Consider the following 14,640-nt stretch of genomic DNA (forward strand, 5'->3'; position numbering starts at 1 on the left):
CCCCGCCAGGGGGAAATATTTAAAAATTTTTTTTAAAAATTCATTTTTTTCCCGCCAAAAAACCCCCCCCCCCCCGGGGGTTTCGCGCCCCCCCACCAAAACACCCCCCAAAAAAACGGGGGGCGCCCCCCCCCCCCCATAAATAAAAAAAAAAAAAAATTAAAAAAACCGCCCAAATCAGGCGGGGTCGGTTCCCTTATCCTTCAATGTGTATGGTGAACAACAATGTCCTGCTGAACAACTTATCCATCACATTACTTTCCTGAAGAACCGGGTCAACCTGATGTAGATTCAGTAATCCATTAGATAATTTTATTTCCGGAGAAAAAATAAAATAAGGAAAATAAAATTCAAATCCGAACCCGCAATTTACCGCGAGGTCGTTTGCTTTTATTTTTACCAAACCTTCTGCGTTGCGGGCATCGGCATTGGAGCTGAAATCGTAACAATATTTAATTCCACCAACCACATACACCTTCATATCTTTATACGCAGCACTTTTAAATTTAACATCAAAAGGCATGTCGAGATATAATGATTCCAATGTTTGAAAAGCAGTGCTTTCATCGCGATAAGTGTAATTCAAATTTTTTTCTGCAAAAGATAAAGATGGGACAAAACGTAAATCAAAATATTTTCCCAATCGCAAATTGGTAATAATTCCTAAATTAAATCCGGGACCATTTGTAGATTCAACCACCATTACCGAATCGTGATTAATAAACTGATCGCTCATGGAAATTTTGAAATCGGAAGTATTATATGCCAGTGCAATACCGAAATGATAAGGGTTTAGCGAAAATCGGCTTTCGTATTCCTGGGCATTCATTTGAGCCTTGGTTACCAAAGGCAAAATTATAAACGCAATTAAAATTATTTTTCTGCAATATATAGCGAGCATATACCCAAACTAAGTCTTTTACAGGTGCAATTTTTGAATCCTGCTGTTTTTAAAAAATGAATAAACTTTTCGCCTTCGGGAAATACTTTTACCGATTCGAATAAATATGTGTATGCGCGTGAATCACCGCTTACTAAACGCCCTATTGCGGGAAGTATTGTACTGAAATAAAAATTATACAACTGTTTAAACGGAAAAGCCGAAGGTCTGGAAAATTCTAAAATCACAATTGGTGCTCCCGGTTGCAACACGCGATAAATTTCGTTTAATCCCAATTGCAGGTTTTCGAAATTGCGGACACCAAAGGCAACAGTGCAGGCATCAAATGTATTTGTTTCAAATAGCAGGTGCTCAGAATCGCCTTCCAGCAAAACAATTTTATCGTTTAAATTTATGTTGTTGATTTTTTTAATGCCCACTTCCAGCATCTGCACCGAAATATCGACACCGGTTACTTTTTTTGCGCCGGTTTTAAGTGCGGCAATGGTGAAATCGCCTGTTCCGCAGGCAACATCTAAAATATTGTTGGGGTGATATTGTTTCAGTTTTTTGATGGCCTTATTGCGCCACAACACATCGATACGCAACGATAACACCCGGTTCAGAAAATCGTAGCGGCCGGCGATGTTGTTGAACATGGACTTCACCTGCTCTTTTTTCGAAGAATCGGATTTATAGGGTGTAACACTTTCTGACATCTGGGTGCAAATTTAGCATGAATAAATATGTTCTGCGCCGAAAGCGGTGTTAACTTATACCATACCGGCGTTCGAAACTGTATTTTTGCAGGGTGATATTTAAAACAGCTAATTACACAGGAAGTTTTCCGGATTATAAAAAATGTCCCGAAAAGGACATGCCCGAGTTCGCATTTATCGGTCGTTCGAATGTGGGTAAATCGTCGCTCATCAATATGCTGACCAACCATCAGCACTTGGCAAAAACCAGTGCCAGACCGGGAAAAACGCAAACTATCAATTTTTTCCTCATCAACGATACCTGGAACTTGGTCGATTTACCGGGCTACGGCTTTGCAAAGGTTTCCAAAGCCCAGCGCGAGCAGTTTGAAGGTATGATTGCCGACTACCTAAAGTTCAGACCTCAGATGCGCTGCGTGTTTCAGCTTGTGGACTCCTGTATTCCACCTCAAAAAATAGATTTAGAATTCACCGATTGGCTAGGCGAAGAACGCATCCCCTTCTGCATCGCCTTCACCAAATCCGACCGCCGCAAAAAAGATATCAAAGGCAACATCGAAGCCTACAAACAAAAACTCTCAGAAAGCTGGGAAACGTTGCCTGAAATGTTTGTGACGTCTGCTGAGACGAGGGTTGGTAGGGATGAGGTGCTGGCTTATTTAGATAAAGTGTTGCTGGATTGACATTTTTCGAAGTAGGCGTGTTTTGTTAATGTGCTAATGTGCTGATGTGCTAATGTGCTAATGTGCTGATTAACAGCCGATTTTGAGCAAAAAGTTTATTCGGAGGCTTATTTAATGTGCGAATGTACCGATGTACCAATGGAACAGCCGATTTTGAGTAGGATTTACATTCGGAGCTAACGATATGGTATTTTAATGTGAGAAAGCACCGGCATAAATGTGCTGATGTGCTAATGTGCTGATCACTGGTGTCCGGTAAAAAATAATTATAAATAAAAAGGGAGCTCCGAAGAACTCCCAATAAGTGTTAGTTTTGATTTGCGACCAAAAACTAAACTTATGCGCAAAGGTACTTTTTTTACCGGACAGCCGGTATTCAATCAACTACTTTCTTTAATACCCCGGGCACAAATCGAGCGTTTGTCTAAACTGCATAATGCAAATCGATATTGCAAGAAATTTATGGCATATGACCATTTGATCACGATGTTATATGGTGCATTTTTCAATGCCACCAATTTGCGTGAAATCACTACAGGAATGCAGGGTTACGGCCTAAATAAACTCAATCATTTAGGGTTGCTGGATACACCAAAAAGAGCCGTTATCAGAAGCAAATCAACGCCGTCCTGCCAAATTCTTCGAAAGTGTGTATCACATGCTTTATGATACCTATTTCGGTTTACCGACAGCCGTCCATTAAATATCGATGATGACTTATTTATCATCGATTCAACAACATTTAGTCTCTTTAATTCAGTGATGCGCGGTGCCGGTACCGCTAAACAAAATGGAAAAAAGAAGGGTGGTGTTAAAGCGCACATGATGATAAATGCCAAGCATGATTTACCTGCATTTGTTTTTATTAGTGAAGCCAAAGAACATGATTTAACTTTCTTACACCAACTTAAAGTGCCTGATAACTCTACTGTGTTGTTTGATAAAGCCTACACCAATTACAAGCAGTTCGCTGAATGGGGTAATCACGGTATTAGATGGGTAAGCCGACTTAAAGGGATGCTTCTGTAAAAGTGCTGGTGCACAGCCCTGTGTCGGAAGCAGCCTATGACTCAGGTGTCCGCTCTGATAATTATGTGGAATTAGGTCGGCCAAGTAATCGAAAAAAAATCCCCTTAATTAAAGCCCGAGTAGTTGAATTTTGGGATGAGGAAAGCAACGCATGTTTCAATTTGTTTGTAATGATTACACTAGCGATCCGGAAGTCATTGCAGACTTGTATAAGCGCAGATGGCAAATTGAAACATTATTCAAGCGCATAAAACAACGTTATCCATTAAAATATTTTTAGGCGATAATCCCAATGCAATAGAAATACAAATATGGGCAACTTTGATATGTGATTTATTAGTGAGAATAATACAAGAACAGTTAACCAAACAGGAAATAAGCATTGGGCTTATTCTACAATATCAGGCATGATTAGGCAACATCTGATGAACTATTTTAACATCATTGATTTTTTAATCGACCCCGAAAAAATGCTTAGCATTTATAAACCACCATCACCACAACTGTCTTTTAACTTCCTAAGGGCTTCACCTTGAAAAAGCAACTATCTGCAACCTAAAACCACCGTAAATAAACAACTTCGTAAAATCATATGAGTTTTACCGGACAACAGTGATGTGCTAATGTGCTAATGGAACAGCCGATTTTGAGCAATAAGTTTATTCGGAGGCTTATTTAATGTGCGAATGTGCTGATGTGCTAATGTGCTGATGTGCTAATGTGCTAATGGAACAGCCGATTTTGAGCAAGTTGTGCATTTTTAGCTTTTATTCAACTTTTCATAAACAGCCGAAACCACAGAGTGCACTGAGAAACAGCCCACAGAGAAAATGCAGAGGAATTTTTCGAAGCAATTGTATTAACGTTAACCAATTTTCATTTACATCATCCAACAAATTACTTTGCGTTAAAAGCACATATTACAGAAAAACACACCATCCAACCAAACCCTTAGCGCCCTTTGCCCTTAGCGCGCTTAGCGAGAAAATACACCGCGAGAAAAACACGTATCAAAAAAAACACACCATCCAACCAAACCCTTAGCGCCCTTTGCCCTTTGCGCGCTTAGCGAGAAAAACACAACTGCAAGAAAAACACATCTTACAAAAACCACACCCTCCAAAAAATCAGCGAGTATCACCATCCATAATACAAAAAAATCAGTTTAAATCTTAAAAAATCAGCGACCCGCTTGCGGGTTCAGCGTTCCCTCTCAAACACACCATCCAACAAATCCCTTGGCGCCCTTTGCCCTTCGCGCGCTTAGCGAGAAAACACGTATCAAGAAAAACACACCATCCAACCAAACCCTTAGCGCCCTTTGCCCTTCGCGTCCTTAGCGAGAAACCCACACCCGCGAGAAAACACAGCCTTGCGAGCAACCCTCACACCACCTTGTTCGCGCAGCTTGACGACGCGAACGAATCGGGTTTGGCGCGGAACACAAACCCCATACTCAAAATATACCCCATCGCTTCCTGCAACGCCGTATTACTCTGGAAATTCGGGTTGGTGTTAATATCCGCGTGCACCTCCAGCTCCACCTCGTATTCATCCAGCAAATTACACAACTCATAAGCAATCTCAATCGACCGCGAAACCTCGTAGAGCAGGCGTTCTTTGAGCGTCATTTTTTGCGTGCTCCGCTCATTAGCTATAAACATGAACCCGCCCCTGCCCTCGCGCAGAAACACGATAACCGTCCCGAACTCGATCGTTCGGCCATATACCTGCGAGTCAGAACCAATACAAACCTTGAGCTTATTGCCTGCAGCCGTCTCCCGCTCTATGGTTTCACGCACCTCGTCGGCAATAGGACGCGTGATTTCAACCCCGTTAAATTTGCGCCATTTCATACATTGTTCAGTTTACTCTACAATATTAATAGTAAAAAATTAGAAATTATTACCAACTTCATTAAGATTTTACTAATTTTGCACCTTCAATTAACAGAAAATGAAAAAAGAAATTCATCCGGAAAATTATAGAGAAGTTATTTTCAAAGACTTCAGTGCTGATATTGCATGGATTGGCAAATCAACAGCCAACACAAAAGAAACCATGAAATGGGAAGACGGAAAAGACTATCCGCTGATCAAATTAGAGGTTTCTAATGTTAGTCATCCATTCTTTACAGGAAAAATGAAATTGATGGATACTGCAGGTCGTATCGAAAAATTCAACAAACGTTACGCGAAAAAATAATTTTCGTAATAAATTTATACAACCCCTTTGGTGTTTCTTCATCAAAGGGGTTTTTTCATTTAAATTTGTGCCATAATGCAAGTAATTTTATTCGACGACAAACGCTGGCAACAACTTTTGCCACTTACCTTTACCAGACCTATTGCTGACCTTCGAATTGGTATTGACACCATACGCGCAAAATGGGAAGCCATGTTGCCGGGCGAATATGCCTGGTTATGCGAACCATATCTGAGCAGCAAATTTCAAATCGCCTACGGCAGCGATAATTTATATATTTATGGTGGATGTATTCCCGATAAAAATATTATCGCAGCAATTAATAATTTAAAATCGAATCAGGCGCTGGTTAAAAATGATGAACTGATTGCAGTGCGCAGCAGCGAAAAATATTTTTCGGGAATGAGCCTGAGTGAACATGTTGCTGCATTGGAAAAAATTGAATACAAAGCCGACGTAATTTCCATTTCCAGAACCTGGCATTTGTTCCAATATAATGATGTTGTGTTGAGAGCAGATTTCGAGCGCCTGACTGCCGGAAAAAAATCGCAGGATATTACTGGTAATAATACCATAATTGGCAATCAGATTTTTGTGGAACCGGGTGCTCGTGTAGAAGCGGCAATAATTAATACTACAACCGGACCTGTTTATATTGGCAATGATGCTGAAATAATGGAAGGCGCTATGATTCGCGGACCATTTGCTTTAGGCAAACATAGCACGATTAAAATGGGTGCAAAAATTTACGGTGCAACTACTATTGGTCCGCATTGTAAAGTTGGTGGAGAGGTTAATAACAGTGTATTTCAATCGTATTCGAATAAAGCACACGACGGATTTATTGGCAACAGTGTAATTGGTTCATGGTGTAATATGGGTGCTGATACCAATAATTCTAATCTGAAAAATAATTATGCAGAAGTAAAATTGTGGGATTATCAAACACAAAAATTTATTCCGACCGGCTTACAATTTTGCGGATTAATTATGGGTGATCACAGCAAATGCGGAATTAATACGATGTTTAACACCGGCACTGTGGTTGGTGTAAATGCAAATATTTTTGGTGATGGATTTCCACGCAATTTTATTCCTTCATTCAGTTGGGGTGGCGCTGCGGGATTTGTAACCTATAAATTAAGTGATGCCATGGTTGTTGCCATTGAAGTAATGCAACGCAGAAGTATTCAATTATCAGATGCCGATAAAAAAATATTAACTACGGTTTACGAATTAAGCGAAAAATATCGCAAAGGTCAGTTGATTTTTATTCACAGATAAAATTACATCCACAAAAAAAATAATATGTCAAGAAAAAAAATAATTGCGGGCAACTGGAAAATGTTTAAAACACATACCGATGCAAATCAGTTAGTGGATGCGATTGCAGACGGTATAAAAGGTGTGACATTAAATGCTGAAGTGTGGATTGCACCTGCATATATTTTTATTGAATCGCTGCAAACAAATTTTGGTTTCAGCGGAATTAAATTTGGTGCGCAGGATGTCAGCCGTTTCGCTGAAGGTGCTTATACCGGTGAGGTTTCAGCCCCAATGTTAAAAAGTATTGATACCCATTTTGTAATTGTTGGTCATAGTGAGCGCAGACAATATCATCAGGAAAATGATGTGTTGATTGCTGAAAAAATTACGACTGCATTAAATAATAAATTACAAGTTGTTTATTGTTGTGGTGAAACGCTGGAGCAAAGAAATTCGGGTAATCATTTTGATGTGGTTAAACAACAGGTTGCTACTGCATTATTTAATTTATCATCAGAACAAATCACACATCTGGTAATTGCTTACGAACCTGTTTGGGCAATTGGAACAGGTGTTACTGCAACTTCTGCACAAGCGCAGGAAATGCATGCGTTTATCCGAAATTTAATTGCAGCACAATTTGGTAATGCTCATGCAGCAGCAATCCGAATTTTATACGGTGGCAGTGTTAAACCAAATAATTCAGTTGAATTATTTTCACAACCTGATATTGATGGCGGATTAATTGGTGGAGCAAGTTTAGTTGCCGACGATTTTTTAAAAATAATTCAAGGTGTCTGATATGCAGTACCTTGAATATCATTTCATCACTTCCGACGAACAAACTGCAGAAATTCTGATGGCCTTACTGGCTGAGGCGGGTTTCGATACATTTGATCAAAATGAACACGAATTAAGTGCTTACATTCAGGAATCTGCAGATGATATTGAGCGTATCGCAGCTTATCTCGACGAATTACAACAAAAGTTTGTTTTCACCTGGTCGCAAAAACAGTTTGAGAAAAAAAACTGGAATGCCGAATGGGAAAAAAGTTTTCAACCGGTTTGTATTGCTAACCGATGTTTAATCCGTGCACCTTTTCATCCCGCCCAACCCGGAATCGAGTTCGATATTTTGATTGAACCACGCATGAGTTTTGGCACCGGTCACCACGAAAGTACCAACCTCATTATGGAGGAAATGCTGGGATTTAACCTGCAAAACAAGGAAGTTTGCGATGCCGGCTGCGGAACGGGTATTCTTGCCATTTTGGCCTATAAAAAGGGTGCAAACCACGTTTTGGGTATAGATAATGAAGAATGGGCCTACCAAAATGCCCTCGACAATATCGCGCTAAATGGCATTTACAGTGGTGTTTCTGTTGAGCTGGGCGATTTTTCGCTCATGGAAGGCCGCAATTTCGATGTTATTTTGGCCAACATCAACAAACATATCGTTTTGGGCAATATATCCCGCTTTTTCAGTTCGATTCAACCTGGTGGCTATCTGATTGTCAGCGGAATTCTCGAAAACGACCTTCAGGATGTGGAAAAAGAGGCTGCCAACTACTTCTTTCAGCTAATATCCACACGCACCAAAAACGACTGGCTTTGTGCCGTGTTTCAAAACATTTGATACAGTGCACGCTTTCGGCTTAATATGTGTTAACAGTATAATTTCTCCACGTTAATTACGTTTGGGAGGTAGGTCTATTTGTAATAGATATTTTAACTTAACGGCATGAAAAAATTATTAAGTATCATCATACTCCTTTTCGCTTTGAGTACTTCCTATGCTCAGGTGACAAAATTTTCATATGAACAGGAACCGTTTTTGAAAGAACTCGACGATTTCATGAAGACGGTAAATACAGAAATTACTAAAGACAGTTATAATCATTTTGCCAAAGAAGTTGAAGCCGGAAATATAACCCCTGAGCAATTACGCATGGTAATTGAATTAAGTAATAAAATGCTCGACCGTCGCATGAAACCAACGCCGCAGTTTGTTGCTGTTTTGGATGCAACGGTTTCATTCGTAAAAAGTAATCAGATGATGGATCGTTATTCGGAATGGATGACGATTGTAAATAGTATTCTGGACAATTCGAAAAAAGGCAGTTATGTAACCTTTAATCGTTTCCTCGATTTTTCTGCTGCATTTTTTGAAAAAAGTGCTTTAAATGATACACCAACAAGAACATGGTGTTATACTTCATTCGATTACCAATTTGTATTAAATGGTGAAATTCCGGAAGTGCATTTTTCTTCCACCGATTTATATGGTTATACTAAAGGTGATACCTTGTATATAAATGGCACACAAGGTGTTTATTATCCTTTAGAAAAAGAATGGAAAGGTAAATCAGGAACTGTAGGTTGGGGAAGAGCAGGTTTAGATAGTACTGTTACCTATGGTAAATTAAAAAATTATAAAGTAAATACAGAGTCAAACGAATACAGTGCCGATTCAGCTACCTTATATTTTGGCGGGATGTTCAGTAAACCGTTAGTAGGTTTATTAACCGATAGATTAATTACCAACAACGAACCACAAAAAAGTGATTATCCGCAATTCAGAACATATGATAACAATCTGGTTGTAAAAGATATTTTAACCAATGTAGATTATAAAGGTGGATTTTTCTTAAAAGGAAGTCAGATCATTGGAAGTGGAAGTGATTCTATTCCAGCAGAAATGTCGTTCCGAAATCCCGAAGGGAAAAAAGCGGTGTTGGCGCGCTCAAAAACATTTTTAGTGGAACCGGGCATGTCCATTTATTCCAAAGATGCGGAAGTAATTATTCGTGTTGCCAAAGAAGATAGTATTTATCACCATGATGTTTCGTTGCGTTACGATGGTATTTTAAGTTCAATAAATATTACGCGTCAGGACGAAGGATTTTCCAGTTTGATGTTTTATAGTTCTTACCATAAAATTGACGTCAAGGTCGATAACATGAACTGGTCGCTGGAAGATACCATAATCAAATTCAAAAATATTGAAGGTGCCGGTCAAAAAATGAGTTGGTTCGAAAGTCAGGATTTATTTAGTGCGAAATTATTTGACCGTGTGCGGGGAGTTTCCACTTATCAGCCGCTGGTAAAAATTAAACGTTATTGCGAGATGTACAAAACGCGCGAAATTCCAACCCTTGCGCTGGCTAAAGAATTAAATCCAACATTAACTGTTGATGGTGTTCAAAGTTTATTATTACAATTGGTTGAAGAAGGATTTATTTTTTATGATAAGGAAAAAGAAATGGTTTATGTGAAGGATAAAACATTTAATTATGTTTTTGCCTCAGCAGGGAAAAAAGATTATGATATCATTGCCATTCCATCAGTTACCAAAGAACCAAATGCCTTATTAAATATTAAAAATTACGACTTGAATGTAAATGGTATCAGTCAGTTTTATTTAAGTGATTCACAGTTCGTTTTAATTTATCCGAAGGATGATAAATTAACCATCAAAAAAAATCGGGATATGTTATTCGACGGAACAATTGTTTCCGGTAACATCGATTTTAAAGGGTCCAATTTTTATTTCAGCTACGATACATTTAATATCAAAATGAACGCAGTGGATTCCATGGTATTATATGTCGAATCAACTGAAATTGACGACAATGGAAATCCATTATATCTTCCGGTAAACACCAATATCAGTGTAACTTCCGGGCGATTACAAATTGATAAAACAGATAATAAATCAAGTAAAGTGCATTATAAGGAATACAGCATTTTTACGACCTACGATTATTCTGTTGCCGATTACGATAAAAAAACAATTTTTAATAACGTTTACGATAAAGAAGAATTTTATTTCAAACTTGATCCGTTCACATTAGAAAGTTCCGACTCCCTGGATTATCGAAGGGTGAAATTTGATGGCACTATGATTTCCGATGGTATATTTCCGGATTTCAGGGAAGCATTAAAATTACAGGACGACCGTTCATTAGGTTTTAAAACAACAACGCCTGCAGGTGGATTTCCTACCTACGGCAAATTGGGAAAATACACCGGTAATATTTCATTGAGTAATGAAGGATTCCGTGGTTCAGGAACAATTGATTTTATGGCATCTAAATCACAGTCAAGTGATATTATGTTTTTCCCGGATTCAACAATTGCGAAGGTTGAAGATTTTACTGTTGCAAAAACAGAAAGTGGGGTGCAATTTCCTGCAGGTTCAAATACCGGTGTTAGCACAAGATGGTTGCCTTATGAAGATAAAATGATTGTTGAACAGGGAACAAAACCTTTTGATTTATTCGAAAATCAGGCAACTTTAAAAGGAACGGCAATAGTAACTTCTAAAGGATTACAAGGCGATGGAACGATGTTTTGGGGTGAGGTTAAATTAAAATCTAATCAGTTTAAATACAGAGCTGATAATGCATTGTCAGACACTGCTATGGTAACAATCGGTCAGGTTACGCCCGATTTAGTTGCATTAAAACTCGACAATGTAAATATGGATGTCGATTTCAAAAAACGTGTTGGTCACTTTAAAGCGAATTACGATAGTATCATGACCGAATTACCATACAACGAATACAAAACCGACATGAACGTATTCGATTGGGTGATGGATGAAAGAACTGTTTATTTTAAATCAACAAAAGAATATTCTAATTTTTATTCAACCAATGGTGGTCAGGATAGTCTCGTGTTTCAGGCCAAAGAAGGTAAATTCGATTTAAATACCTATTTATTAAATGCTGAAGGCGTGCCATTAATTCGTGTTGCCGATGTGCATGTTATTCCCGATTCCGGAAAAGTGTATATTGAAAAGGGGGCTAAGATGGGAACCCTGTATTATGCGAAAATTAAGGGCGATACATTAAACTTTTATCATAATCTGGATAATTGTATCGTCAATATTATGGGACGATTAGCCATTTCAGGTTCAGGAGAATATGGTTACACAACACCGCAAGGCAAAAAACAAATTATTCCGATTGAAAGTATGCAGGTGGTGAAGCAGGTTGACAGTGTAATGGAAATTACCAATTACCATTTATTTGCAAAAGGTTATGTGCAGGATTCAGCCAATTTTGTTTTAGAAGATAAAGTACATTTTAAAGGCCCTATTGAATTATACAGTCAGGATCAGTTTTTAAGATATCGTGGTTATGTGAAATTAGATGTGCAGGATACAGCAAATATCAGAACAAGCTGGTTCCATATTGATGCTTCCATAAATCCAAAAAATCCGATATTTAATTTAAATGATGCCGTTACAGAGCGCAACGACTCTGTATATGCCGGTATTTTCCGCTTTAATGATACAGCAGCGTTGTACACAGCCATTATGGGTAAACGCGCATCAATAGCCGATGCACAATTATTTGTGGCCAGAGGACAGGGTTATTATAATGAAACAGATCAGACCTACTATTTCGGTAACCTCGATAAATTAGACGATCCATCAGCAAAAGGTTCTATCATGAAATACAATGATAAAACCACAGCATTATTTGCAGAAGGTCGTTTAAAAATGGGATTAAAAACAGACCTCTGCGAAACCAAAGCGTATGGCACTATCATAAAACGTCCGAATAATGATGCGTATAGAATGGATGCTACAGTCACCTTCGAAATACCATTACCAAGTGATTTAATGAATAAGTTGGGCGAGATGTTATTGGCGTCAAACAGCGACGCAGGTGCTGCTGCATTGGACTATAATATTGAAACACAAATTTTATCGGCTATTAATGAGTTGATGGATGAAAAATCTTATAACAAATTAATGAGTGATGTTACATCAAAAGGATATCTCGACCGACCAAAAGATTCACCGGTTACTGTATTTATGTCCGGATTAAAAATGGTATGGGATCCTTCATCACGCTCCTTCCACTCTACCGGTTCTGATGGTAAATTAGTTTGGTTTGGCGATAAATCGTTTAATCAGCAAATTAAATGTTATGCCGAATTCGGCAAACGCAGTGGTGGCGATTATTTCACCATTTATATGGTAACACCATCCGAAGATTTTATTTACATCAGTTACAAAAGAAATCAGTTAAAAATTTATACTTCACGTGAAGATTTAAATACCGAAATTTTCAGTTACGATCCTAAAAAACGTATTATTGAAACCGATCGTGGAAATATGGTATTTAGTTTAGAAGGTAAAAATGCCGTAAATCAGTTTGTGCAGGACATGCAATATTATGAAGGCTTAAAAGAGAATAAATAATTCCAAAAAAAAAGCAACCATAACCGGTTGCTTTTTTTTATTGTTTTAATTATTTTTTTATTTTATTAAACGCTTCCCAAATTACAATTCCAACGGAAACGGAAATATTTAACGAATGTTTGGTGCCAAATTGAGGAATTTCGATACAGGCATCACAAAGTGCCAGCACTTCATCGCTAACACCCATTACTTCATGTCCGAAAACAAATGCTGTTTTTTCATATGCAGCAGGTTGAAAATCGCGCAATAAAACTGCAGTTGAAGCCTGTTCTACAGCAACAATGGTATAACCAAGGGTTTTAAGCTTTTGGATTGCATCCACAGTATGATCAAAGTATTCCCAATAAACGCTTTCGGTAGCACCGAGCGCAGTTTTTTCAATATCGCGGTGTGGTGGTTTGGCGGTAATGCCGCATAAGCAGATGCCGCGGAGCAAAAACGCATCGGCTGTTCTGAACACTGAGCCAATATTATTTAAGCTGCGTACATTATCTAATACAACTACAAATGGCGTTTTTTCGGCGTTTTTAAATTCCTCAACACTTAATCTGGCCAATGCAGCATTGGGTGTTTTATACATATTCCGGCTGTTGTAATGTTAACGTATTTTTTACTGTTAATATTTTACAAAAATTTACATTTGCTTATGCTAATTACAAATTTCAGCCAAACCTAAGATGAAAAGTTGAAATAAAATAATTTTAGTTAAATGCCTGTAATTTGTGACATCAATATTGCCAAAAAATTAACAATCCATAAATGAATGGGGCAGAATTATTAAAAAAGTAGCTACATATATTTAATTTCTACATATTACTGCCGGTAAAAACCGTATCGCAATACTTCGTGAAAATATTCGATATGGATATTTTGTGTATTTGCAAATTCATCTGCTGCTTTTTTTACACCGGGCCATTTTTCATCATGATATTCATCAAAAATAACCAAGGCTCCTTTTTGTAAAACAGGGAATGTTGATTCGAGCACATGCAAAACACCTTCATATAAATCATTATCAATATGCAGCAAACAAATTTTCTCCGGCAATTCTTGCGGCATCGTGGCATTAAAAAAACCTTTTCGATAAATTATTGATTGATTATCAATAACGAATAATTTATCATCACTAAAAAATTGAATTGCCTCATTAATCAGCTCGGTCGTAGTATCCTCCCACCCTTTTATTTTTTTAAGGAATTTACGCGCATCCCAATATCATGTTGATGCGGTTCCGGAAAACCTTCAAATGAATCGAATGCATATATCTTTTTCCCGGCGTTAAAATAAGTATTTGCTATTACCAGATTAATTAATGTTTGCCCATATCCAACGCCTGCTTCAACAATTTCACCTTCAATATTTTTTACTTTTTCCAACAAGGCAAGCCACCCGTAGCAACGCAGTCGCTCTGCCGGCGACAAAACCGGATATGCCGTTAAACGGTTTTTGTAAAATAATTGCCGGATATGGTTTTTTGTTTCTGCATTTTCCGCTGTGGTAGCAAAATGAAAAACACCTGCAATAAATTCCTCCTTTTGGGCCGGCGTATAACTTTTGGTGATAAACTTAACCGCTCTGTAAAATAAACTGTTAGTAATGCGCATTTTATTTAATTAAAGGTCAGAGCTTGCAACTTAATTT

Annotated in this window: 15 protein-coding genes; 9 read left to right on the forward strand and 6 right to left on the reverse strand. The window is 38.1% G+C overall.

The annotated features are described in order from the left end of the window. Nucleotides 1–196: 196 nt before the first annotated feature. Both IPI65_19035 and ubiE read right to left on the reverse strand, forming a co-directional pair. Nucleotides 197–829 (reverse strand): outer membrane beta-barrel protein, encoded by a 633-nt coding sequence (locus IPI65_19035; GenBank protein ID MBK7443522.1) that lies wholly within the window; start codon nucleotides 827–829, stop codon nucleotides 197–199. A 44-nt stretch (nucleotides 830–873) separates the two neighbouring features. After that, nucleotides 874–1,599: a bifunctional demethylmenaquinone methyltransferase/2-methoxy-6-polyprenyl-1,4-benzoquinol methylase UbiE gene (ubiE, locus tag IPI65_19040; protein ID MBK7443523.1), complete on the reverse strand. Its 726-nt coding sequence runs from the start codon at nucleotides 1,597–1,599 to the stop codon at nucleotides 874–876. 92 nt (nucleotides 1,600–1,691) lie between these two features. Here ubiE and IPI65_19045 point away from each other — a divergent pair, with 92 nt between their 5' ends. From IPI65_19045 to IPI65_19060, 4 genes are all read left to right on the forward strand, one after another. After that, the gene (locus tag IPI65_19045; protein ID MBK7443524.1) at nucleotides 1,692–2,282 is read left to right on the forward strand and encodes a YihA family ribosome biogenesis GTP-binding protein; all 591 of its coding nucleotides are present in this window, start codon (nucleotides 1,692–1,694) and stop codon (nucleotides 2,280–2,282) included. A gap of 339 nt (nucleotides 2,283–2,621) precedes the next feature. Beyond that, nucleotides 2,622–2,951: a DUF4372 domain-containing protein gene (locus IPI65_19050; GenBank protein ID MBK7443525.1), complete on the forward strand. Its 330-nt coding sequence runs from the start codon at nucleotides 2,622–2,624 to the stop codon at nucleotides 2,949–2,951. A gap of 36 nt (nucleotides 2,952–2,987) precedes the next feature. Further along, the gene (locus tag IPI65_19055; protein ID MBK7443526.1) at nucleotides 2,988–3,311 is read left to right on the forward strand and encodes a transposase; all 324 of its coding nucleotides are present in this window, start codon (nucleotides 2,988–2,990) and stop codon (nucleotides 3,309–3,311) included. Between the two features lie 151 nt (nucleotides 3,312–3,462). Continuing rightward, on the forward strand, nucleotides 3,463–3,591 hold the full coding sequence (locus IPI65_19060; GenBank protein ID MBK7443527.1) for a transposase: 129 nt from the start codon (nucleotides 3,463–3,465) through the stop codon (nucleotides 3,589–3,591). A gap of 1,105 nt (nucleotides 3,592–4,696) precedes the next feature. Here the strand turns inward: IPI65_19060 and IPI65_19065 are convergent. Beyond that, a complete protein-coding gene (locus tag IPI65_19065; GenBank protein ID MBK7443528.1) occupies nucleotides 4,697–5,167 on the reverse strand; it encodes a hypothetical protein in 471 nt (156 codons plus the stop codon). 100 nt (nucleotides 5,168–5,267) lie between these two features. On the opposite strand from IPI65_19065, the gene IPI65_19070 reads away from it, so the two are divergent. The 5 genes from IPI65_19070 to IPI65_19090 all read left to right on the forward strand — a co-directional run bounded on the left by IPI65_19070 (nucleotide 5,268) and on the right by IPI65_19090 (nucleotide 12,999). After that, nucleotides 5,268–5,516, forward strand: a complete 249-nt coding sequence (locus IPI65_19070; protein ID MBK7443529.1) for a type B 50S ribosomal protein L31 — start codon at nucleotides 5,268–5,270, stop codon at nucleotides 5,514–5,516. A gap of 75 nt (nucleotides 5,517–5,591) precedes the next feature. After that, entirely contained in the window at nucleotides 5,592–6,800 is a 1,209-nt protein-coding gene (locus IPI65_19075; GenBank protein MBK7443530.1) for a GlmU family protein, read from the forward strand. A 24-nt stretch (nucleotides 6,801–6,824) separates the two neighbouring features. Beyond that, nucleotides 6,825–7,583 carry a triose-phosphate isomerase gene (locus IPI65_19080; protein ID MBK7443531.1) on the forward strand — a complete coding sequence of 253 codons (759 nt, stop codon included), beginning with the start codon at nucleotides 6,825–6,827 and terminating at the stop codon, nucleotides 7,581–7,583. 1 nt (nucleotide 7,584) lies between these two features. Then, the gene (gene prmA / locus IPI65_19085) at nucleotides 7,585–8,418 is read left to right on the forward strand and encodes a 50S ribosomal protein L11 methyltransferase (GenBank protein ID MBK7443532.1); all 834 of its coding nucleotides are present in this window, start codon (nucleotides 7,585–7,587) and stop codon (nucleotides 8,416–8,418) included. Nucleotides 8,419–8,523: 105 nt separating this feature from the next. Continuing rightward, nucleotides 8,524–12,999 (forward strand): hypothetical protein, encoded by a 4,476-nt coding sequence (locus IPI65_19090; GenBank protein ID MBK7443533.1) that lies wholly within the window; start codon nucleotides 8,524–8,526, stop codon nucleotides 12,997–12,999. Nucleotides 13,000–13,048: 49 nt separating this feature from the next. On the opposite strand, the gene IPI65_19095 is transcribed toward IPI65_19090, so the two are convergent. From IPI65_19095 to IPI65_19105, 3 genes are all read right to left on the reverse strand, one after another. Further along, a complete protein-coding gene (locus IPI65_19095) occupies nucleotides 13,049–13,579 on the reverse strand; it encodes an RNA methyltransferase (protein MBK7443534.1) in 531 nt (176 codons plus the stop codon). A gap of 233 nt (nucleotides 13,580–13,812) precedes the next feature. Further along, nucleotides 13,813–14,184 carry a hypothetical protein gene (locus IPI65_19100; GenBank protein MBK7443535.1) on the reverse strand — a complete coding sequence of 124 codons (372 nt, stop codon included), beginning with the start codon at nucleotides 14,182–14,184 and terminating at the stop codon, nucleotides 13,813–13,815. Then, entirely contained in the window at nucleotides 14,181–14,603 is a 423-nt protein-coding gene (locus IPI65_19105) for a hypothetical protein (protein ID MBK7443536.1), read from the reverse strand. The genes IPI65_19100 and IPI65_19105 overlap by 4 nt, the downstream gene beginning before the upstream one ends. Nucleotides 14,604–14,640 lie beyond the last annotated feature (37 nt).

It is taken from the genome of Bacteroidota bacterium (assembly GCA_016706255.1).
Lineage (GTDB): Bacteria > Bacteroidota > Bacteroidia > Chitinophagales > BACL12 > UBA7236.